At 55.3% G+C, this 19,622-nt stretch carries 21 protein-coding genes; 19 read left to right on the forward strand and 2 right to left on the reverse strand.

What is annotated here, in order from left to right:
- Positions 1-3: 3 nt before the first annotated feature.
- Genes rimI through COMA2_RS14970 form a run of 6 tightly spaced genes read left to right on the forward strand, consistent with a single transcriptional unit; the run spans position 4 to position 3,987 of the window.
- Positions 4-540, forward strand: coding sequence for a ribosomal protein S18-alanine N-acetyltransferase (rimI, locus tag COMA2_RS14945; protein WP_175304643.1), 537 nt, complete (start codon positions 4-6; stop codon positions 538-540).
- A 15-nt stretch (positions 541-555) separates the two neighbouring features.
- On the forward strand, positions 556-795 hold the full coding sequence (locus COMA2_RS14950; protein WP_090899953.1) for a DUF465 domain-containing protein: 240 nt from the start codon (positions 556-558) through the stop codon (positions 793-795).
- A 45-nt stretch (positions 796-840) separates the two neighbouring features.
- Positions 841-1,617 carry a twin-arginine translocase subunit TatC gene (gene tatC / locus COMA2_RS14955; protein ID WP_090899956.1) on the forward strand — a complete coding sequence of 259 codons (777 nt, stop codon included), beginning with the start codon at positions 841-843 and terminating at the stop codon, positions 1,615-1,617.
- A complete protein-coding gene (locus COMA2_RS14960; RefSeq protein WP_090899959.1) occupies positions 1,614-2,687 on the forward strand; it encodes a ligand-binding sensor domain-containing protein in 1,074 nt (357 codons plus the stop codon). Before tatC ends, COMA2_RS14960 begins: the two co-directional genes overlap by 4 nt.
- Before the next feature lie 19 nt (positions 2,688-2,706).
- The gene (locus COMA2_RS14965) at positions 2,707-3,219 is read left to right on the forward strand and encodes a peptidylprolyl isomerase (protein ID WP_090899962.1); all 513 of its coding nucleotides are present in this window, start codon (positions 2,707-2,709) and stop codon (positions 3,217-3,219) included.
- Between the two features lie 33 nt (positions 3,220-3,252).
- On the forward strand, positions 3,253-3,987 hold the full coding sequence (locus tag COMA2_RS14970) for a hypothetical protein (RefSeq protein ID WP_090899965.1): 735 nt from the start codon (positions 3,253-3,255) through the stop codon (positions 3,985-3,987).
- 91 nt (positions 3,988-4,078) lie between these two features.
- Here COMA2_RS14970 and COMA2_RS14975 read toward each other — a convergent pair whose 3' ends face one another.
- Positions 4,079-5,062, reverse strand: a complete 984-nt coding sequence (locus COMA2_RS14975; protein WP_217490771.1) for a polyprenol monophosphomannose synthase — start codon at positions 5,060-5,062, stop codon at positions 4,079-4,081.
- A gap of 310 nt (positions 5,063-5,372) precedes the next feature.
- On the opposite strand from COMA2_RS14975, the gene COMA2_RS14980 reads away from it, so the two are divergent.
- Positions 5,373-6,725 (forward strand): FAD-dependent oxidoreductase, encoded by a 1,353-nt coding sequence (locus COMA2_RS14980; protein WP_090899968.1) that lies wholly within the window; start codon positions 5,373-5,375, stop codon positions 6,723-6,725.
- 21 nt (positions 6,726-6,746) lie between these two features.
- Here the strand turns inward: COMA2_RS14980 and COMA2_RS14985 are convergent, their stop codons facing one another.
- Positions 6,747-7,607, reverse strand: coding sequence for an NAD(+)/NADH kinase (locus COMA2_RS14985; RefSeq protein WP_090899971.1), 861 nt, complete (start codon positions 7,605-7,607; stop codon positions 6,747-6,749).
- A gap of 258 nt (positions 7,608-7,865) precedes the next feature.
- Here COMA2_RS14985 and COMA2_RS14990 point away from each other — a divergent pair, with 258 nt between their 5' ends.
- The 12 genes from COMA2_RS14990 (at position 7,866) to accB (ending at position 19,606) form a co-directional block, all read left to right on the forward strand.
- On the forward strand, positions 7,866-10,292 hold the full coding sequence (locus COMA2_RS14990) for an ATP-dependent Clp protease ATP-binding subunit (protein WP_090899974.1): 2,427 nt from the start codon (positions 7,866-7,868) through the stop codon (positions 10,290-10,292).
- Between the two features lie 108 nt (positions 10,293-10,400).
- Entirely contained in the window at positions 10,401-11,492 is a 1,092-nt protein-coding gene (tsaD, locus tag COMA2_RS14995; RefSeq protein ID WP_090899977.1) for a tRNA (adenosine(37)-N6)-threonylcarbamoyltransferase complex transferase subunit TsaD, read from the forward strand.
- Positions 11,464-13,179, forward strand: a complete 1,716-nt coding sequence (gene hflX, locus COMA2_RS15000) for a GTPase HflX (RefSeq protein WP_090899979.1) — start codon at positions 11,464-11,466, stop codon at positions 13,177-13,179. The genes tsaD and hflX overlap by 29 nt, the downstream gene beginning before the upstream one ends.
- Before the next feature lie 39 nt (positions 13,180-13,218).
- Positions 13,219-13,866, forward strand: coding sequence for an endonuclease III (gene nth / locus COMA2_RS15005; protein WP_090899982.1), 648 nt, complete (start codon positions 13,219-13,221; stop codon positions 13,864-13,866).
- On the forward strand, positions 13,863-14,741 hold the full coding sequence (locus tag COMA2_RS15010) for a YicC/YloC family endoribonuclease (RefSeq protein ID WP_090899985.1): 879 nt from the start codon (positions 13,863-13,865) through the stop codon (positions 14,739-14,741). Before nth ends, COMA2_RS15010 begins: the two co-directional genes overlap by 4 nt.
- Entirely contained in the window at positions 14,738-15,454 is a 717-nt protein-coding gene (gmk, locus tag COMA2_RS15015; protein WP_245631044.1) for a guanylate kinase, read from the forward strand. Before COMA2_RS15010 ends, gmk begins: the two co-directional genes overlap by 4 nt.
- 27 nt (positions 15,455-15,481) lie before the next feature.
- Positions 15,482-15,841, forward strand: coding sequence for a DNA-directed RNA polymerase subunit omega (locus tag COMA2_RS15020; RefSeq protein ID WP_090899988.1), 360 nt, complete (start codon positions 15,482-15,484; stop codon positions 15,839-15,841).
- Between the two features lie 3 nt (positions 15,842-15,844).
- The gene (gene coaBC / locus COMA2_RS15025) at positions 15,845-17,089 is read left to right on the forward strand and encodes a bifunctional phosphopantothenoylcysteine decarboxylase/phosphopantothenate--cysteine ligase CoaBC (RefSeq protein ID WP_245631046.1); all 1,245 of its coding nucleotides are present in this window, start codon (positions 15,845-15,847) and stop codon (positions 17,087-17,089) included.
- Positions 17,090-17,097: 8 nt separating this feature from the next.
- A complete protein-coding gene (locus COMA2_RS15030) occupies positions 17,098-17,820 on the forward strand; it encodes a tetratricopeptide repeat protein (protein WP_090899990.1) in 723 nt (240 codons plus the stop codon).
- A gap of 123 nt (positions 17,821-17,943) precedes the next feature.
- A complete protein-coding gene (gene aroQ / locus COMA2_RS15035; RefSeq protein ID WP_090900188.1) occupies positions 17,944-18,414 on the forward strand; it encodes a type II 3-dehydroquinate dehydratase in 471 nt (156 codons plus the stop codon).
- A gap of 71 nt (positions 18,415-18,485) precedes the next feature.
- Positions 18,486-19,046: an elongation factor P gene (efp, locus tag COMA2_RS15040; protein ID WP_090899993.1), complete on the forward strand. Its 561-nt coding sequence runs from the start codon at positions 18,486-18,488 to the stop codon at positions 19,044-19,046.
- A complete protein-coding gene (accB, locus tag COMA2_RS15045; protein WP_245631048.1) occupies positions 19,043-19,606 on the forward strand; it encodes an acetyl-CoA carboxylase biotin carboxyl carrier protein in 564 nt (187 codons plus the stop codon). The genes efp and accB overlap by 4 nt, the downstream gene beginning before the upstream one ends.
- The last annotated feature ends 16 nt before the right edge of the window (positions 19,607-19,622 follow it).

Consider the following 19,622-nt stretch of genomic DNA (forward strand, 5'->3'; position numbering starts at 1 on the left):
GTGATGTCCGAGTTTCAAATTGTCCCCGCGACACCGGATATGTTACCGGACATCCTCGCTCTGGAAGAGGCTTGCTTCTCATCCCCTTGGACGCGCAAAATGCTGGAGGCCGAGTTGACGAACAACCAGTTCGCGCATTTCCTTGTTGCGAGAAAACGAGAGGTGTCTGTCCTACCGGCCGAACCCATGATTATCGGGTACCATTGCTTCTGGATTGTCTTTGAAGAGTTGCGATTGATGAATCTGGCGGTGCGAGAGTCGACGCGGAGGAGAGGGGTCGGAGGAGCGTTGGTTACCGAAGCACTTCGCCTGGGAGTAGAACACGCGGCGACTCGGGCGGTCCTTGAAGTCAGAGCCTCGAACAATCCGGCGCGTTCCCTCTATACTCGTATCGGTTTTGTGCAGATCGGGTGTCGCCCTCGCTACTATACGAATCCCATCGAAGACGCCTTGTTGATGGAACTGCATCCGCTCGCGCTCTTGAGCGGCCGGCGGCAGGATGCCATAGGAGGTGGATCGGCTTCAACAGACTCACTTTAACCAGGAGGTGTCGTTATGTTGACGGAAGATGCGATTATCGAACAGCTTCGCCACTCCAACACCGAATTCCGGGAGCTCGAAGCGTCCCACCATCGCCTGGACATTGAACTGAACGAGCTGCAGAAGCGCCATGTCTTGACCCCTTCGGAAGAAATCGAGAAAAAGCGGATGCAAAAGGAAAAATTGGCGAAGAAAGACAAGCTTGCAGAACTGATTCGTCTCTACCGCGAGCACAGGCTCGAGCCGGCGCGGTAGCAGGCTGATCGGCCACCGATTCTGCAGGCGGCTGAATCTGTCGATATGGAACAGGCCATCCATCCGCTTGCCGCCCACATCCAAGCCGTCAAGCGACGACTGCTCATCATCGGTGCGACGGTCTTGGGCGCGTTGCTGCTGACCTTCTCGTTTTCCGCCGAAATGGTGGCGTGGCTCAACCGACCCTTTTCAAACCAACTGGCGTTTTATGGCCCAACGGAGGCGCTGTTCGCGTCGATCAAGGTGTCGCTGTTGGCCGCCCTCCTCCTCAGTTTGCCGGTCATTTTCTATCAGTGTTGGAAGTTCATCGAGCCGGCGCTGTTACCGAAAGAGCAGCGTTGGGCGATCCCGCTGTTCGTGGTGGCCGGAGGGCTGTTCGCGTTGGGGCTGGTCTTCTGCAATGTGGTGATTTTGCCGCTCGTGATCGATCTGTTCGTGAGTTTTGGACTCGATCGTGATATCACTCCGCAGCTGAGTGTCGGCACCTACATTGATTTCAACGTGAAATTCCTGCTCATCTTCGGTTGTGCCTTTGAATTGCCGCTGGCGATGACGCTGGCGGCAATGACCGGGATGGCGTCGGCGCATACGTTCGCGCGCTACCGTAAACATGCCATTTTAATATGTCTCATCGTCTCCGCCGTCGTCACTCCGGATGCCACGCTCTTTACCATGCTTCTGATGGCGGTGCCCTTGATGGTGCTGTATGAGATCGGGATTCTCGGCGCCCGGCTATTCGGACGAAAACCGGACTCGGGAGGGATCGATTTGCCGCTTGACCCGGATCTGCCGATCAACACCGCGGGAACGAGGGTACGATGAGACAGGGAGAGACCCGGCGGATACGGGCCATCATGTCCGCGATGCTGGTCTGCGGTGGTCTTCTCGGTACGGCCGGTGCGGAAAGCCCCGAGACGCTCGATCCGCTGCCGGTATCAGAACCGTCGACGACACCGGGATATTCGGAACAAGCCGCAGCCAGCGTACAGGCCCTGGTGATAGGCGGCAATGGAGTTCTCTATGCCGGATCCTTCGGGCATGGGATTTTTCGCACCGTGGACCAAGGCGCGACATGGGCTCCCGTAGGCGGTGGCATCACCGATCCTTTTATCTTGAGTTTGGCCTCGGCGAAAGACGGAGCGGTCTATGCCGGTACGTTTCGTGGTGGCGTGTTTCGTTCGCGCGATAAGGGAAACAGCTGGCAGCCCGTCAATGCCGGGCTCAAACGGCTTGAAGTCAAAGCCTTACTGGCGGTAAACCACGAACTGTTTGCCGGTACCGGGGATGGCGTGTATCGCCTGGCCGGCTCCGAGGATCATTGGACACCCGTGACCTCGGGGTTGGATGATATTCTGGTCCACGCACTCGTTCGTTCAGCTGATGGAACCTTATTCGCCGGGACGTCCGGTCAAGGCATCTTTCGGTTGAGCCCTCGCTCTACCGGCTGGGTTCGTATGCGGCATGGGCTGAAGGATCACGAGGGAATGATCGAAAATTTCATTCGTGTTCTTGCCATCGATCAGGATCAAAGTATTTTGGCCGGCACGTTCGACGGCGGAGTCTTTCGGAGCGTCGACGGCGGACTTACGTGGCGACCGATCAGTCGAGCGCTCCCTAACGATTCTATCAGGGGCATTGTATTCAGTGATCAAGGCGTAGTCGTGGCAACCGGGAACGGGATTTTTAGGACGGTGGACAAGGGCAAGCAATGGATTCCGGTCAATAAGGGACTCACGAACCTTGCCGTGCAAGTGTTGATCGGGTCGGGTGACAAAGGGCTCTACGCGGGGACGAGCTCAGGGGTATTTCGCAGCGACGACGGCCTCAGCTGGACGGCCGTCAACCAGGGGTTGGAGGCGGGAATGGCACCTCCTCCGTTTCTCTTTCGCTAACTTAGAAAGGACGTATGTAATGGCTGATATCGGCGCGAAGACACAGGCAACGATAGCCGTGACAAGTAAAGGGCAATCCGTGGGAGAAATCGTCCTTCGGTTTTTCCCCGATGTGGCGCCCGGTCACGTCAATAACTTTGTGAAGCTCTCCAAAGATGGGTTTTACAATGGGACGACGTTTCACCGTGTCATTCCCGGGTTCATGATTCAAGGAGGAGATCCGAACAGTAAGAATTCCGACCGTTCGTCCCATGGAATGGGTGGACCGGGTCATAAAGTAAAGGCGGAGTTCAACAGTACGCCACACAAGCGAGGTATCGTCTCGATGGCCCGCGCGAATGATCCAGATAGCGCCGGCTCGCAGTTCTTTATTTGCGTCGCTGACGCCAATTTCCTCGATTGGCAATACACGGCATTCGGCGAGGTGGTGAGCGGAATGGATGTGGCCGATAAGATCGTCAACATGAAGCGTGACGGGCGGGACAATCCTCTGGAGCGAGCCGAGATGACCGTCACGATCAGCGAAGGATGAACGGGAAGACGTACCGAGAAAGAAAGAAGAAGGATGATCCGAACCATCGTTTCACGTTTCATGTTTCACGTTTCATGGGGCGCACTTGTGTGCGCGATACTGGCCGGTTGTGCCGCGCCTCATGTGCCATCGCGAATTATTTACGAGGATCCGGTCAACTTCGTGCGGTTGGAAGAGGATTCCGAAGTGCTTGCGGAATGGCCACCGAGCCACCATGCCCATCCGTTCACGATCGAGCCGGATAGATTGCGGATGATTTTGTCGGGATTGAAGGTGCAGGAGCATTGGATTGCGCTGCAGCGGTGGATGCGAGGGGAGTCTCCCTTGGTTCCGGCCTTCACGGATGAGGAATTGACTCTCCTGTCTGTGCGGATATCGGAGGCGCTGGCTGAGGCGAAAGCCAACGAGCGAGTGACCTTTTATTTGAGCCAGCCGCAGACCTTCGCCCGGCGAATTATCACGACGGGCGGATTCTACATTCATGGGACGGAGTTGCACATCATTCTGGGGAATTGGAGAATCATTTACGGTATTCCGGCCTATGGGATGATCTATGATCGGCGGTATCCTATGCGGCCGACGGCTGCGAAAGGGTTTGACCTGATGTTTGAGCCAGTGCATGCAGTTGTTCCGACGAAGAGCAGCCTGCTGGACCAGATTTTAGCCAATGCGAAGGACGAACTCATCGTCGATCTGACCAAGCTCAATCCGCCTGATCCGGAGATTTCCCTCATGAGGCCATGTGTGAATCATGAGTTTCTGTGCTAGCAACCGAGCCTGGCACGGTTCACGTCTCGATGTGATGCGGGAGTGTTTGCCGGAAGACTGGAAAAACGAAGAGAAGCGTTTTATCGACTAGCTATGCCCGCAGATACATTTTGGGTACTTCCATCAGCGCTTCGACGATGGACTGCCAGCCGAGTTTGCTTTGGCCTTCAATGCGATCGCAAAAGCGGATGGGTAATTCATCGACATCCGCGCCCAGTTGCACAGCCCGCCAGGCCAGCTCTACTTGAAAGATGTACCCTTTTGCTTGGACGGTGGCGAGGTTCATCCGTGCCAGGAGCTCGCGGCGATAGCAGCGGAATCCTCCTGTCCAATCGTGGATGGTCGAGCCCAGGAAGAGGCTGACATAGGTATTCCCGCAGCGGGATATGAAACGACGGCGGGCATTCCAGTTTTCGGTCCCACCCCCGGGCACGTAGCGGCTTCCGATCACCAGGTCGGCCGTGTGGCAGCGGTGCACCAAGCGGGGCAGATCCCAGGGCGCATGACTGAAGTCACAATCCATTTCAATGATGAGATGGTAATTCCGCTGCAGCGCCCACGCAAATCCTGCGAGATAGGCTGGCCCAAGTCCTTCTTTGTTTGGCCGGTGCAGGACGTGCACATGCCCATACCGACAACTGAGCTGATCGGCTAACTCTCCGGTCCCATCCGGGGAGTTGTCATCAACGACCACGATATCAGCGACGAGATATCGGCTGATCGCCCGAACAAGCGCCTCAAGATTGGCGCGTTCATTGTAAGTTGGGAGGACGATGACAATCGATCGTTTGAACTCGAATGGTGAGGTGGGGATGAGTGGTGTACCTGGCGCCGCTTGGGAATATTCTCGAGGCCGGCTTTCAGTAGACTCAGGTGGGCTGATGGCAATGCGCGCGCTGTTAGCGCCATGGGCAATCAGCTCCTCAGCGAGTTCAAAGTTCGGGACGGCGTAGGCCTCATTTGTGCCCAGCTTCCGGAGAGGCGTTGCCCCGTCATCCTTGCCGATGTGATGGAAGGATATGAACGGCATGGGATCTTTATCGAGCGGTGGAGCGATGGATGGGCTACCGGGCATGGAATTGTTCAATGAATTGTTCGCCTAGGGCATGGCCCAGCAGGGTGGAGGTTGATCTGTCTGCATACGAAAGATGTGAGGAATATGTCAGATGCGCGGATCTAAATAGGATACGTGAGACGACAGAGCACTCTCCTTGTTGAAATCGGCGGTATTCTAGTCGACAGCGGAGAGGTGTGCAAGCAAAGATTCAGTCGATCATGTCGGTGCGTTGCCTGCGCGTTTTGACAGTGCGGGAACGGCTATGCTAAAGTCCGCGATCCGTTGATATTGCAGGATTTTCTATCACTTAACTCTTAAGGAACACTGTATGAGCGGGACACAGACGCAAGTGATTATTGTGGCAGGAGCAGGACCGGCAGGGATGGCTGTCGCCAGCGCGCTCTCGAAAGCCGGCCACGAAATCATTATTCTCAATCGCGATATCAAATTCGGTGGATTGGCTGAATACGGGATCTTTCCCTCTAAGCTGAAACTCCGTGGCGGGCTCAAGAAACAGTACTGGGAACTTCTTCAGCAGAAGAACGTCCATTATTTCGGAAATGTCTCCATCGGGAACGGAAAAGACCTCACGGTCGAAGATGTGCGAGGGCTGGGTGCGAATGCGGTAGTTTTCACGATCGGTGCGCAGGGAACCAAGGCCATCGGTGTCGAGGGGGACTCAGCTCAGGGCGTGTTTCATGCCAAAGATGTGGTCTATCACTTCAATCGTTTACCCGGCTTCGGCGACCGTCCATTTGAAATGGGAAAACATGTTGCAGTAATTGGGGCGGGCGATGTGATGGTGGATATTGCCCACTGGTTGATCCGCTACAAGAAAGTTGAAAGGGTCACGGCCATCGTCAGGCGGGGACCCGTGGAACGTAAGTACAATCCAAAAGAGATTCGCAGTATCTGTGCCAACATGGATCTCGATGGGATCAAAACTGAGTTTGAACGCATCAAGGATCGCCTTGCTAAGGTCGGCCAGAATCCCGATGAGGTCTTGAAGGCATTCACGGACGAATTTACAAAATGTGAGTCGAAGGTATCCGAGACAAAGATGGGGTTCCGTTTCCTTGCGTCGCCGAAGCGTATCCTGGTTGACAGCCAGAATCGGGTGCGTGGACTTGAAATGGAAGATAACCGGCTTGACCCGAAGGGTGAGGATACCGTCGCGGCTGGATTGAAGCAGTATTATGAATTTCCCTGTGATTCTGTCGTGTTTGCGGTTGGCGACAAGGTGGATGAAACCGTCGGGCTGCCCTATAAGAACGGCATGTTTACCACGAACCCGACCAAGACCGGGAATGACCCCGATGATGCGCTCTTTCAAGCCTATGACGAATCAGAAGGCAAGGTGATGGACGGCGTGTTTTTGGCCGGTTGGGCACGGAAAGCCAGCGAGGGCCTCGTCGGCGTCGCCAAGCGTGACGGAGATTGGTGTGCGGAGGTGGTTGAGCGGTACCTAGCCACCAAGGCGAAGGGGGGAGACGTTAACATTATTCTGGATCGCTTGCATGCACGGTTGAAGCAACGTCAGAGTCGTCCGGTTGATGTGAATGGGTTACGGGCGCTGGCTGCGGCAGAACACGCATGCGTCGAGAAGTCCGATTGTATCGGGGAGTTCAAGTTTTCAGTCAACCAGGAGATGCTCGAGTATATTGAGGAGAGGAGAGTGTGAGGTGCCTGGCAGGCTTCATCTTTACGCATGCCCCCATTTCAGTTTTTCCCGCAACACTTCATAGTAGTGGCTTTCCGGAAACCTGATCAATCGGGTTCGATAGTCTGAAGTCTGAATGACCGCGGTATCTCCTTGTGTGATGGAGACGCCGACCTGCCCATCGAGTGTAGCCATCGATCCGTCATCTTTACTTGTCAACGTCACTTCAATGACGACATTGCCTGGTACGATTAACGGACGATGTGTCAGTGTGTGTGGGCAGATCGGCGTCAAAATGAGGGCCTGCAGAGCGGGGTTCATGATAGGTCCTCCGGCAGAGAGCGAGTACGCTGTAGAGCCTGTCGGGGTTCCAATGATCAGGCCGTCCCCTCGTAGATTCGTCACGAACTGGCCATCAATGGCGATGTGGAGTTCAATCATGCGAGCCAGGGTGCCTTTGCTGATGACGACATCATTGAGTACGATGCCTCTCGCAACGGTTTCTCCATGCCGATGGACGTGTGTTGCCAGCATCAGTCGTTCATCAAGGGTAAAATCGTTGGCAAATACCCGTTCGAGGGAAGGATAGAGGTTGTCCAATCGGACTTCCGTCAAGAAGCCAAGGCCACCCATATTGACTCCCAGGATCGGAATGCTCCGTTCTGCCGCGAGCCGTGCGGCATTGAGAATGGTTCCGTCCCCTCCGAGCACCAGGAGAACATCGGCTTTCTGAGCCAGTTGCGTCTTGGGAATTCCTCCGACCTCGCTCAAGAGCGTTGCAGAGGTTGTGTCGAGCAAGACATCAATGCTACGGGCACGGAGCCAGGCAGCCACACCGAGCAACGTGTCTCTTACTTCGGGGAACTTGGGCTTGGTCAAGATCCCGATGCTTTTACTTTTCATGGATACCAGGCATATGGTCGGACGAACGGGGAGCGTGATTGTATCGGGATGCTGATTTTCATGTCAACGGAAAGTCATGGACCTTCTCCTGTCGGTACACCCAGAGCAAGAGAAAGCGGGAACGTGGCCGTCAACTCGCTGTCTCGTTCTCCGCTCAATCTTGACTCTCGCACATACTGTGGTTAGAATCACAGCAAGGTTTTTCAAGGGTTTTGCTCGAACGCGGCCAGAAGTTTCACTCTCTGAGAAGGAGGCAGGATGTTCGAACGATTCACGGACAAAGGTCGAAAGATCATCATCCTCGCACGCGAGGAGGCTGAGCGACACCAAAACGACTATCTAGGGACTGAACATCTCGTCCTGGCCATCCTCCGTGAGTCCGATGGCATCGCCCTTATGATTCTGAAAAAGATGGGCCTCTCTACCGAGCAGATTCGGTTGGAAATCGAGCGAAATCTGCCTGGCGGAGGAACGACGATGACGTTTGGGGAAATCCCATTTAGCCCGCGCGTGAAGAAGGTCATTGAGTATGGTGTTGAGGAGGCCCGCCTGCTGGGCCACAACCACATCGGTAGTGAACATCTTCTCCTTGGGCTCCTACGGGAAGAAGAGGGAATCGGTGGGAAAATTCTTCGGAGTTTGGGCGCGAATCTTTTGACGGCGCGTCAACTGACCGTGACGTTTTTGCGGAAATCTGCTCCCCGTGAACGTGATCGAAAGAGCAACACCCCGGCGCTGGATGAGTTTGGCCGTGATCTGACGCAGTTGGCTCAAGAAGGTCAATTGGATCCGGTGATCGGGCGAGCCGACGAAATCGAACGTGTGTTGCAGATTCTCAGCCGGAGAAGCAAGAACAATCCCGTGCTGATCGGCGAGTCTGGTGTGGGGAAAACCGCGATCGTCGAGGGACTTGCTCAGCGCATCATTCAATCCGAAGTTCCGGACAACCTGCTCTCTCGTCGAGTCATTGCCTTGGATCTCGGGTCGCTCGTTGCAGGCACAAAGTATCGCGGACAATTTGAAGAACGCCTCAAGGTGGTAATGAAGGAGATTGTCCAGGCGGGCAATATCATTATTTTCATCGATGAACTTCACACCCTGGTTGGAGCCGGAGCGGCGGAAGGGTCCATTGATGCCTCCAATATGTTGAAGCCGGCCTTATCGCGCGGCGAGATTCAATGTATCGGAGCGACGACCTTGGATGAGTACCGGAAGCATATTGAAAAAGACGGTGCTTTGAAACGGCGATTCCAACCCATCCATGTTCAGCCGCCCAATCTCGACGAAACGATCCTCATTATCCAAGGGCTTCGGGACCGATACGAAGAACATCATGGAGTGGAAATCACGGAAGACGCCATTGTGGAGGCCGTGAAATTGTCGGATCGGTACATTACCGACCGGTTCCTTCCGGACAAAGCGATCGATTTGATCGACGAAACGGGTTCCCGCGCCAAACTGCAGACCTATGCTCTCCCCACTGAATTGAAAGCGATGGAGCAAGAGCTGAAGAAGGTTTCACGAGAGAAAGAACTCTCAATCTCCATGCAGAATTTCGAGGAGGCCGTACGGCATCGCGAGGAGGAAGAGCGGTTGCGCAAGCTCCTCGACGAATCCAAGCGAGAATGGAAAAAGAATCAGGAAAAGAATAAGCCTGTGATCGGCAAAGAGGATGTTGCCTACGTTGTCTCAAAAATGACCGGCATTCCGCTCTTTAAACTGGAGGAAGAAGAGTCCAATAAGCTCTTGCGCATGGAAGAGTTTCTCCATAAACGAGTCATCGGTCAAAATGAGGCGATCTCGGCGGTCGCTCGTGCCATCCGCCGTTCTCGTGCCGGCTTGAAGGAAGCCAAGAAACCGATCGGTTCGTTCATCTTCCTGGGACCCACGGGTGTCGGGAAAACGGAACTGGCTAGGACATTGGCGGAGTTTCTATTCAACAGCGAAGACGCGTTGATTCGTGTCGATATGTCCGAATATCAGGAGAAATTTACGAGCTCTCGTCTCTTCGGCGCTCCTCCCGGCTATGTGGGGTATGAAGAAGGGGGGCAGCTGACCGAGAAGGTTCGCCGTCGGCCTTATTCTGTCGTCTTGTTCGATGAGATCGAGAAAGCGCACCCGGACGTGTTCAATGTCCTTCTTCAAGTACTGGACGACGGCGTGCTGACCGATAGTCTCGGACGAAAGGTTGATTTCAAGAATACGGTCGTCATCATGACGTCCAATATCGGGACAAAAATGATTCAGAAGGGTGTTTCTCTTGGGTTCCAGAGCACAGAAGGTGAGGCCGCGCGTCGGAAGAAGGAAGAAGTACTCGGAGAGCTTCGGAAGTCGTTCAGTCCGGAGTTCCTGAACCGAATCGATGAAATCGTAATCTTCCATCAGCTGGAAAAAGAACAGCTCTATAGCATCTTGGATATCCTGCTCCGTGAGCTAAACCTTCGCCTATTGGACAAAGGGATTGAGATTGAGGTCGACGACGAAGTCAAGCAATGGCTTATCAAAGAGGGCTATGAGCCGTTATATGGAGCGAGACCAATGCGGCGGGCGATCCAACGTGCCATCGGTGACCCGCTCTCCGATGAGCTCATCAGAGGACGCTTCAAGGAAAGCCGCAAGGTGAAAGTGGTTCTGCGAGACGGAGCTCCGACTTTCATCGAGCAGGAGGCAATGGCCGGAGTCTAGCGCCCTTTGTGATCGTTGGTGTCTCCATGCAATCGTGAGCGGCCTCTGTGGCGGATCGCTGCAGGGGCCGTTTTGTTATTCAATATCATCTGGCCCATTCGTAACGAGATGTGTTCCTCCCCTACACAGTCTGTATTTCAATCTGGGACTCAATGGCGTCCGGACCTGGTTCTCGGAATCGAGTCATCATGTGATGAAACGGCTGCAGCCGTGCTCGGTCATGCGGGAGAGGTGCTTTCAAATGTGGTGTCTTCACAAGTGACAGTCCATGAAAAGTTCGGTGGAGTCGTTCCGGAATTAGCCGCGCGAGCTCACCTTGGGACGATCGATTTGGTCGTCGAAGAAGCTTTGGCGATCGCCCAAGTCCCAAAACATGCTCTCGGTGCCGTGGCCGTCACCCAGGGACCTGGATTGGCTGGAGCGCTTTTGGTGGGAGTGAATTATGCCAAAGCCTTGAGTTACGGTTTGGGGATTCCGGTCATCGGGGTCAATCATTTGCAGGGCCACATCGCTTCCGCATGGCTCGCCGATCCGACATTCCCACCGTCCTGCATTGTATTGGTTGTCTCGGGAGGCCATACCCATCTCTATCGCCATGAAGTCGGTGGTCGGTGTATTCTGTTGGGGCGCACTCGTGACGACGCCGCCGGCGAGGCGTTTGATAAGGGAGCCCAGATGCTTGGCTTGGGTTTTCCGGGTGGACCAGCCGTTGATCGAATCGCACGTTCCGGTGATTCGCAGGCCATTCGGTTTCCTCGATTCCACCGGGCAAAGAGCAGTCTTGAGTTTAGCTTCAGTGGGCTCAAGACGGCGTTGTTGTATAAGTTACGAGAAATGGATGGTCCTCTGCGACCGCATCAGGCTGCCGACTTGGCGGCCGGCTACCAAGAGGCTATTGTGCAGGTCTTAGCCACAAAGGCCTTCGTGGCCCTCAGACAGTCGAACCTGACCGCGCTGGCCGTCGTGGGAGGGGTCTCAGCCAATTCCCGGTTGAGGACCATACTGAGCGAGCGCGCGGCACGTGAAGGCGTTTGCCTCTCGCTGCCGCCTATCGAGTATTGCACAGACAACGCTGCCATGATTGCCTCGGCGGGGCGTCAGTTGCTGATGAACGGAGAACGACCGCATTCCGATCTCGATATCAGCCCGGCTGAGAGATTCGTGACGATTCATGCAGATAAGGAGAACGCCCATTCCTGATATCCGAGGTCAGGTCGCAGGACTGCGCACCAGCCAAGTCGTGTCGCTTGAGCGACTGTACCGACGTCGTGTCTTACCCGACAAGGTCGTGACCCCAGAGCTCGCGAAGGCAATGGCCCAACTGACCATTGAGCTCCGCCGTCCGATTGGCGTGCTGTTGACCCGGCGTGGACAAGTTCAGGAAGTGATTGTGGGAACGGAATTGACGTTGTCTTCCACAACACTGACTCTGTTCCGTGCCGGTGCGCGATCGCTCCGTGGCTTGAGATTCATTCGCACACAACTGCATGATCAGCCCTTAAATCAAGAGATGCTCACCGACCTCGCGTTCTTGCGGCTTGATCTCATTGGCCTCCTCTCCGTTACCGAGGATGGCCGGCTAGGCGATCTGTATATCGCTCACCTGCTGGCGCCTAATTCGGCCGGGCAATTGTTCAACGTGCTCAAGGCTGTCCCCTTCCACGATCTCTCCATGATGTTCGACCAATTCATCGAAGAGCTCGAATCAGACCTTCAGCAGGCGCGAGGGCACTATGCGGTTGAGAGCGGGAAGGAATCAGCGATACTTGTCAGCGCCTCCGTCAAAAGTCGGTCTGAGCAGGAAGAGCGTTTAGTCGAATTGGCGGAGCTGGCAAACTCCGCCGACGTCATGGTGGTCGACCGGGTCGTGCAGAGAACGCCGGATGGGCATCAGCGCTATCTCTTGGGACGCGGCAAGATGAAGGATGTCCTGATTCAGACGCTCCATCGGGGCGCGGACATGGTGATCTTTGATCAAACGTTGTCTCCGGCTCAACTGCGAGCGATTTCAGAGATGACTGATATCAAGGTGATCGACCGGACGCAACTGATCCTGGACGTCTTTGCCCGCCGGGCTCACAGCCGTGAAGGCAAAGTACAGGTGGAACTCGCGCAGTTGCGGTACCTGCTTCCACGATTATCCGGAAAGGGCACCCAACTCTCGCGCCTGGGCGGCGGGATCGGCACTCGGGGGCCGGGTGAAACCAAACTGGAAACCGATCGTCGCCGTGTGCGCGACCGCATCACGCACTTAGAACGGGAATTGACACAGTTCGGGCGCCAGCAAGACCAACGTCGGTCCAGGCGAGATCGGCACGGACTCCCCGTCGTTTCTCTCGTGGGCTATACGAACGTCGGTAAGTCGACGTTGCTCAACGTGCTGACAAGCAGTCAGGTATCGGCGCAAAACAGATTGTTTGAAACTCTGGACACGACGAGCCGACGCCTGCGGTTCCCGGAAGATCGCGAAGTCATCATCACCGATACGGTAGGATTTATCCGTGATCTTCCGCAAGAACTGGTCGGCGCCTTTCGGACAACGCTCGAAGAGCTACGAGGGGCTGATCTCCTGCTGCATGTTGTCGATGGCAGCGCCGCAGACATCGACATTCAGATTACGGCTGTCGTCGCCATTCTTGAAGACTTGCAGTTGAATGCGATCCCTAGGCTGCTCGTGTTTAATAAGTGTGACCAGATGTCACCACCGCGCGTTGAGTTGCTGTGCCGACGATACGGAGCCATCGGTATTTCGGCGCTCCAGCCTGCGACGCTTGGGCCTCTCTTGGCCCGATTGGAAGCACACGTGAGATCTCTGCCAAGTAGTGAATGTCAGACCGCTCGTCCCCCGTTGCAGGATGAAGCGCTGGCGCTTGCATCTCGTCGGTAACCTCTGCACAATCGGGCCGCCATGAAGAAAACCACACGCATGAGGACACAGCCTGCGCTCGACCGCCCGGCGCAGATTGCTCTGCGTCTTCGTCACGCCATGCCGGTGGCGCCGGTGGAATTAACGCATCGTTCGCCGTGGGAGCTGCTGGTCGCGACAATTCTTTCAGCGCAGTGCACGGACCAGCGAGTGAATCAGGTCACGCCGACCCTCTTCAAACGGTATCGCACACCTCAGGTCATGGCGAAAGCGACGTCGACGGAATTGGAGCCATTGATCAGATCAACGGGTTTTTATAAGAGTAAAGCGAAAAATTTGATCGGTTGCGCGCAGGTCATTAGTGAGCAATTCAAGGGGCAAGTTCCTGATACGATGGAAGAACTCACGTCGATACCTGGTGTCGGACGAAAAACTGCGAACGTCCTTCTTGGGGCCGCATTCGGGAAACCGGGTATTGTGGTCGATACGCATGTGCGACGGGTGGCCAACCGACTCGGCTTGACCCATTCGAGTCACCCTGAGCAAATCGAACGCGATCTGCAATCGGTGTATCCGCCAACGCAGTGGACGAAGGTATCCCAACGGTTACTCCTTCATGGTCGGTATATATGCCTCGCGCGGAAGCCTCGCTGCCTCGTGTGTCCGATTTACGATGTCTGTGAGTGGGAAGGAAAACTACCGAAATGATTAAGAGCATGACCGGATTTGGTCGGCGACAGGGACTATGGGCCGATGGGACCGTCAGCATTGAAGTGAGATCGGTGAACCATCGGTTCCTTGAAACCTCCATTCGCCTGCCGAAGTCGATGAGTGGGCTGGAGGAAAGCTTCAAGAAGACGATCCAGCAACATTGTGTCCGTGGGCGAGTCGATCTTACGGTGCTGCTTCAGGGGAGTCGGGGAAATACTCGTGCCGTGCAACTTGACGTTGGTCTAGCGAAGCAGTACCATCAGGCTCTCCGTACACTCCAACGCACACTGAAACTTAAAGGCTCCATTGACATCGGGCTGATGGCGGGTTTTCGCGATATTGTCGCGCTGTCTGAGCAGGCGGCCGACGATCCTAAGCTCACGAAAATGGTGGAGAAACTCGGGTCGCTCGCGGTGTCGGATATGGTGAAGATGCGTGAGAAGGAGGGAGTCTTGCTTGCGCAGGATATCTTGGCTCGACTCGACCTCGTGCGTCAATGCAGGAGCGCGATCTCGTCCCGCGCTCCCTTCATTGCGCAGGAAACCTTCGACCGCATGAAGCAGCGAGTGGAAAAATTGTTGACAGACGCTATCCCGGACCTCCCTCGGCTCAATCAAGAGTTGGCTCTGTATGCCGATCGGTGCGACATTACGGAAGAATTGGTCAGACTAGACACCCATATGATACAGTTTGAGCGTGCGCTTCAAGGGACCGAGTCGGTGGGGAAGACGTTGGATTTTCTTCTTCAGGAATTAGGCCGGGAAGTCAATACTGTTGGATCAAAAGCGAATGACGCGGGGATCAGGGCCGACGTGGTCCGGATGAAGGCGGAGCTTGAGCGCATACGTGAACAGATACAGAATGTCGAATGAGCACCGCGATCACTACAAGTAATCTCCCTCCGGGTGTGACGGGGAATCGGCAAGCTCCTGAACGTCGAGGAATCCTGTACATCGTTTCAGCTCCCTCAGGGGCCGGGAAGACGACGTTGTGCAAACAGATCGTGGCGTCGGTTTCCGGGGTGTGGCATTCAGTCTCGTTTACGACAAGAGCACCGCGGCCAGGAGAAGAACACGGACGTGAGTACTTCTTTATCGACGAGAACGTTTTTCACGATATGGTTGCGAGAAATGAGTTCTTGGAGTACGCGCACGTGTATTCCCACTGGTACGGAACACCGCGAAAGCCCTTGATGGATAAGATGGAGCAGGGTATCGATGTCTTACTGGAAATCGATGTCCAGGGCGCGCTTCAGATTAAGAAGAAATTCGGCGATGCCGTCTATATTTTCATTCTTCCTCCATCGATGGACATTCTGCGCGCTCGACTCCACGGTCGAGGGTCCGACTCTCAGGAGGAGATTGTTCGCCGATTGCAAAAGGTGAAGGAGGAGGTCTGGTGTTTCAGGGAATATTATTACATCGTCCGCAACGATGATCTGACGCAATCTCTCCGTGAGCTGCAAAGCATTTTCATTGCGGAACGTTTGAAGACCGAACGGATGGACCTACATTGGCTTGAACAAAGCTTTATTTTTGAGAAAGACGCAAAATCCGCGGAAACGGAACCGTCATCCACTTCATAACCTATAACGAGGGGAGCTAGACTGACTATGATCGACATGCTGAGCTTGTTGCCGCAATACACGTCCAATGAGTTCGATTCCCGCCACCGCTTGGTGATCGTCGCGTCACAGCGCGCGAAACACTTGACTCAAGGCGCGAAGTCAACGTGGGTCTCTCGCTTCACCAAAGAAACAACTATGGCGCTCGACGAGGTGCTGAGAGGTCATGTCAAGTATTTGACCGGCAAGGACGCCCGTGATGCAATGAAGGAGGCCAAGCGAGGGAAAGAGGGTGAAACCGAGCGCATCGCGATGATGACCGGAGAGGACGCCCGCGAAATCAAGAAGGAACTCAGTGTCTACGTCGATGATACGGTACAGCCGACGGTGGCTCCGGCTGAGGAGTAGGTTTTGGAGGAAGCGCAAGTGCCGACCCATCCGCGGGGTAAGAGGCTTGTCCTTGGGGTAACGGGCAGCATCGCTGCGTATAAAGCGGTTGGGTTGCTTCGATCGCTTGCGCGTGACGGGGCCACCGTGTCCGTGGTCATGACTCAAGCCGCCACGAAATTTGTGACTCCCCTTACGTTTGAAGTCCTGTCGGGAAGACGAGTGGCGACGGACCTTTTTGAATCTCATGAAGAAATGGTCCACCTCGCTGTCCCGGAACAAGCCCATGCAATCATTGTGGCGCCGGCGACGGCCAATTTCCTGGCAAAGGCGGCACTTGGTCTGGCGGATGATCTGCTGAGTACGATGCTGTTGAACGCTCGGTGTCCCATGATTGTCGCCCCGGCCATGGACGGGGACATGTGGACACATCCCACGGTCGTTCAACATGTGCAGGTGCTTCGAGCCCGCGGCGTCGTCGTGCTCGATCCCGATGTCGGTCCGCTGGCATCAGGACACGTCGCACAAGGGAGGTTTCCGACAGAGTCACGAATCATGAATGCCGTGCATGCCGCGCTGAACCCCCGGCGGGATTGGCAGGGACAGCAGGTGTTGGTTTCCGCAGGCCCGACTCAGGAACCTATTGATCCGGTTCGCTTTATTTCGAACCATTCCTCGGGGAAGATGGGATATGCCATTGCAGAGGCCGCGCGAGATCGAGGTGCGGAGGTAATCTTGGTTACAGGACCGTCCTCTCTCACGCCTCCTCCAGGGGTGACCACCGTTTCGGTCAATACGGCGAGCGAGATGGCCGATGCGTTGAATCGGCATTTCCCTGCTGCGAACGTTCTGATCATGGCTGCAGCGGTTGTGGACTTTCGTCCCAAAAGTCAGGCGACACAGAAACTCAAAAAGCGGGGGAAATCCGAGCTCATGCTCGACCTGGAAGCTACCCCGGACATTCTGGCGATGCTGGCCGCGCATCGAACATCGCAAATTATGGTTGGATTCGCTGCGGAAACCGAACACGTATTGTTGCATGCGAAAGACAAGTTGAGAGGGAAAGGGCTGGATCTCATCATTGCGAATGATGTCACGCAGGCGGGATGTGGGTTCGGCAGTGACGACAATGCGGTCGTCATTCTCTCGGCGGCGGGCGAACAGAGAGTCCTGGGTCTGATGCCCAAGCGACGACTGGCCGACGAAATTCTGACTGCGGTGCATGAGCTCTGTTTGATCTCGCCTCGTCGCGAATCCTTGGTGGAGTGACTGGGGCTATGGCGTCAGGTCCAAAGAAAGTCGGTAACGCCGCCGAAATTGATCGGTTGGCCTTGGCCTTCGCGAAAGATCCTGGATCCAAGGCGTTTATCCCGCTGGCAGAAGAATACGGCAAAGCCGGCATGTGGGAAGAGGCGGTGGCTGTTCTTGAAGATGGGTTGAAGCTCTATCCAGGATTCATCACGGCCATGGTCGCGTTGGGACGCGCCTATGAGCAGTTGAACCAACCAGTCAAGGCGAAGGCCATTCTCGAAGAAGCCATCAAGGTAAGTCCCGATAACCTTCGTGCCCATCGAACATTGGCCAAACTCTATGCGGCTCAAGGGGCCACGGACTCGGCCATCCGGTCATGCAGCGTCATATTATCCATCAATCCGCGTGACCAAGAAGCCTTGTCGCTCTGTGCCGGATTCGACGCACCGGCTCATGGAACGGAAGCATCATCACCAGGACAATCGGGTGAGAAACTGGTCAAACTCGCAAGCCTTGACGCCAATCGGCCTCGCGGCGAGGGTATGACATCCGCCATAGACGACGCGACGCCGGCAACGAAAGATGAGGCCAAGGGATTGTTGAGTAGCGTGCCCCGCTCGGAAGAAACGCGTATTCCTACAAATGGATCCAGGGACCAGGCCGCACAGAAATCCAGAAGTCTCGTGACTGCACGGCTTGAGCAGTGGCTCAACCAGCTCCAGATCCGCCGACGAGATCCCCAAGTGTAAGTCTCTTCTTGAACTTCCCCCATGACCTCAGCAGTTTGACCCCCTGAGAGGGGGCTGCTAGAATGCCGCCCTTGACGTGGTAGGGCGAGGCAGGTGTATAGGGGAGGCATTGTACGCGATATGCTGCGCATCCTGGTCCTTCACGGTCCCAATCTGAACCTGTTGGGTAATCGAGAAGCCTCCATTTATGGGACGACGACGCTTGATATGATCGATGCGTCACTGGAAAAGCTGGGTGGTGAACTTGGAGCTGAACTGGTTATTCGTCAGTCGAATCTCGAAGGAGAATTGGTGAACTGGATCCAGGAAGCACGACGCGGGTATCACGGCATTATCATCAATCCAGCGGCCTACACGCACACCAGCATCGCGATACGCGACGCCCTGGCCGCCGTTGAGTTGCCCACCGTCGAGGTCCATCTGTCCAATATCTATCGGCGTGAAGAATTCAGACAGCATTCATATGTGTCGGGGGTCGCGTTGGCACAGCTCGCCGGCTTCGGTGCCTCGGGGTATCTCTTGGCCTTGCGAGGATTGTGCGAGCACATATCTGCTGCCGGATCCAAGGGTTCTTCGGCGGCAGTACCTCAATAAGCGGAGCGAAGACGGAAGCGCAATCAGAATGTCACCGGGCCGGTTATGTGTTTCATAGAAGGGAGTTGCGAGTGATTTCTACGGTGGATTTTCGTAGCGGGGTACGCTTAATGGTCGAAGGCGAGCCCTTTCATATCGTCGAGTTTCAACACGTCAAGCCCGGCAAGGGCGGTGCGTTCGTACGGACGAAGTTGAAAAGCTATCTCTCCGGAAATGTGTTGGACCGGACGTTTCGATCAGGGGAACGGTTTGAAGAGCCTGATTTAGAAGAGCGTGACATGCAGTTCCTCTATGCGACCGGAGATTCCTACACGTTGATGGATACCGAGACGTATGAGCAATTGACGTTTGAGAAGAGTCAGTTGGGAGAGAATGCCGATTTATTGAAAGAAAATATGATCGCCAAGATCCTCGTCTATGAGCATCGCCCGATCGCCGTTGAGCTGCCGAACTTCATCGAGCTCAAGGTCGTGGATGCGGATCCGGGTGTGCGTGGAGACACGGCATCTGGAGGAACCAAGCCGGCGGTCGTGGAAACGGGGGCGACGATCAAGGTTCCGCTTTACTTGGAGGTTGGCACCGTCATTCGGATCGATACTCGCACCAGATCCTACGTGGAGCGTGTTCGGTGAGCCGTCGTCGATCTACTCATGCAAAAACCAAGGCTCGTCGGGTGGTGTTGCCGCAGGCTGGAGAGGAGACCGGGCATGAGGGTTCACTCACAGGGGGATCGACCAAGCAAATCCAAGAACTGATCGACCTGCTTCGGCGTAATAATTTGACCGAGCTCGAGTTTGAACGACAAGGCATCCGCATCCGCGTCCGCCATGATCTCGCCGCCAGACCGCTCGCGACATCCGCGCAGGAGTTTGCCCCCACTCCGCCTCAACAACCGATGCATTCCGCTTCAGCCACGACAGCAGTATCAGACGCAAGCACGGGTTTCTTGACCGTCACGTCCCCTATCGTCGGCACGTTCTACCGGTCGCCCTCACCCGATGCGGATCCCTACGTTGAAGAAGGTGACGTTGTGAAAAAGGGCCAAGTGTTGTGTGTCGTCGAAGCGATGAAACTCATGAATGAAATTGAGTCGGAAGTGGATGGTCGCCTTGCCAAGATCTTGGTGGAAAACACAAAGTCGGTGGAATATGGTCAGGCGCTGTTTCTGATCGATCCCAAAGCCGCTTCATAGGTCATTCTAAAGGCGG

The sequence above is a fragment of the Candidatus Nitrospira nitrificans genome (assembly GCF_001458775.1).
GTDB classification, from domain to species: domain Bacteria; phylum Nitrospirota; class Nitrospiria; order Nitrospirales; family Nitrospiraceae; genus Nitrospira_D; species Nitrospira_D nitrificans.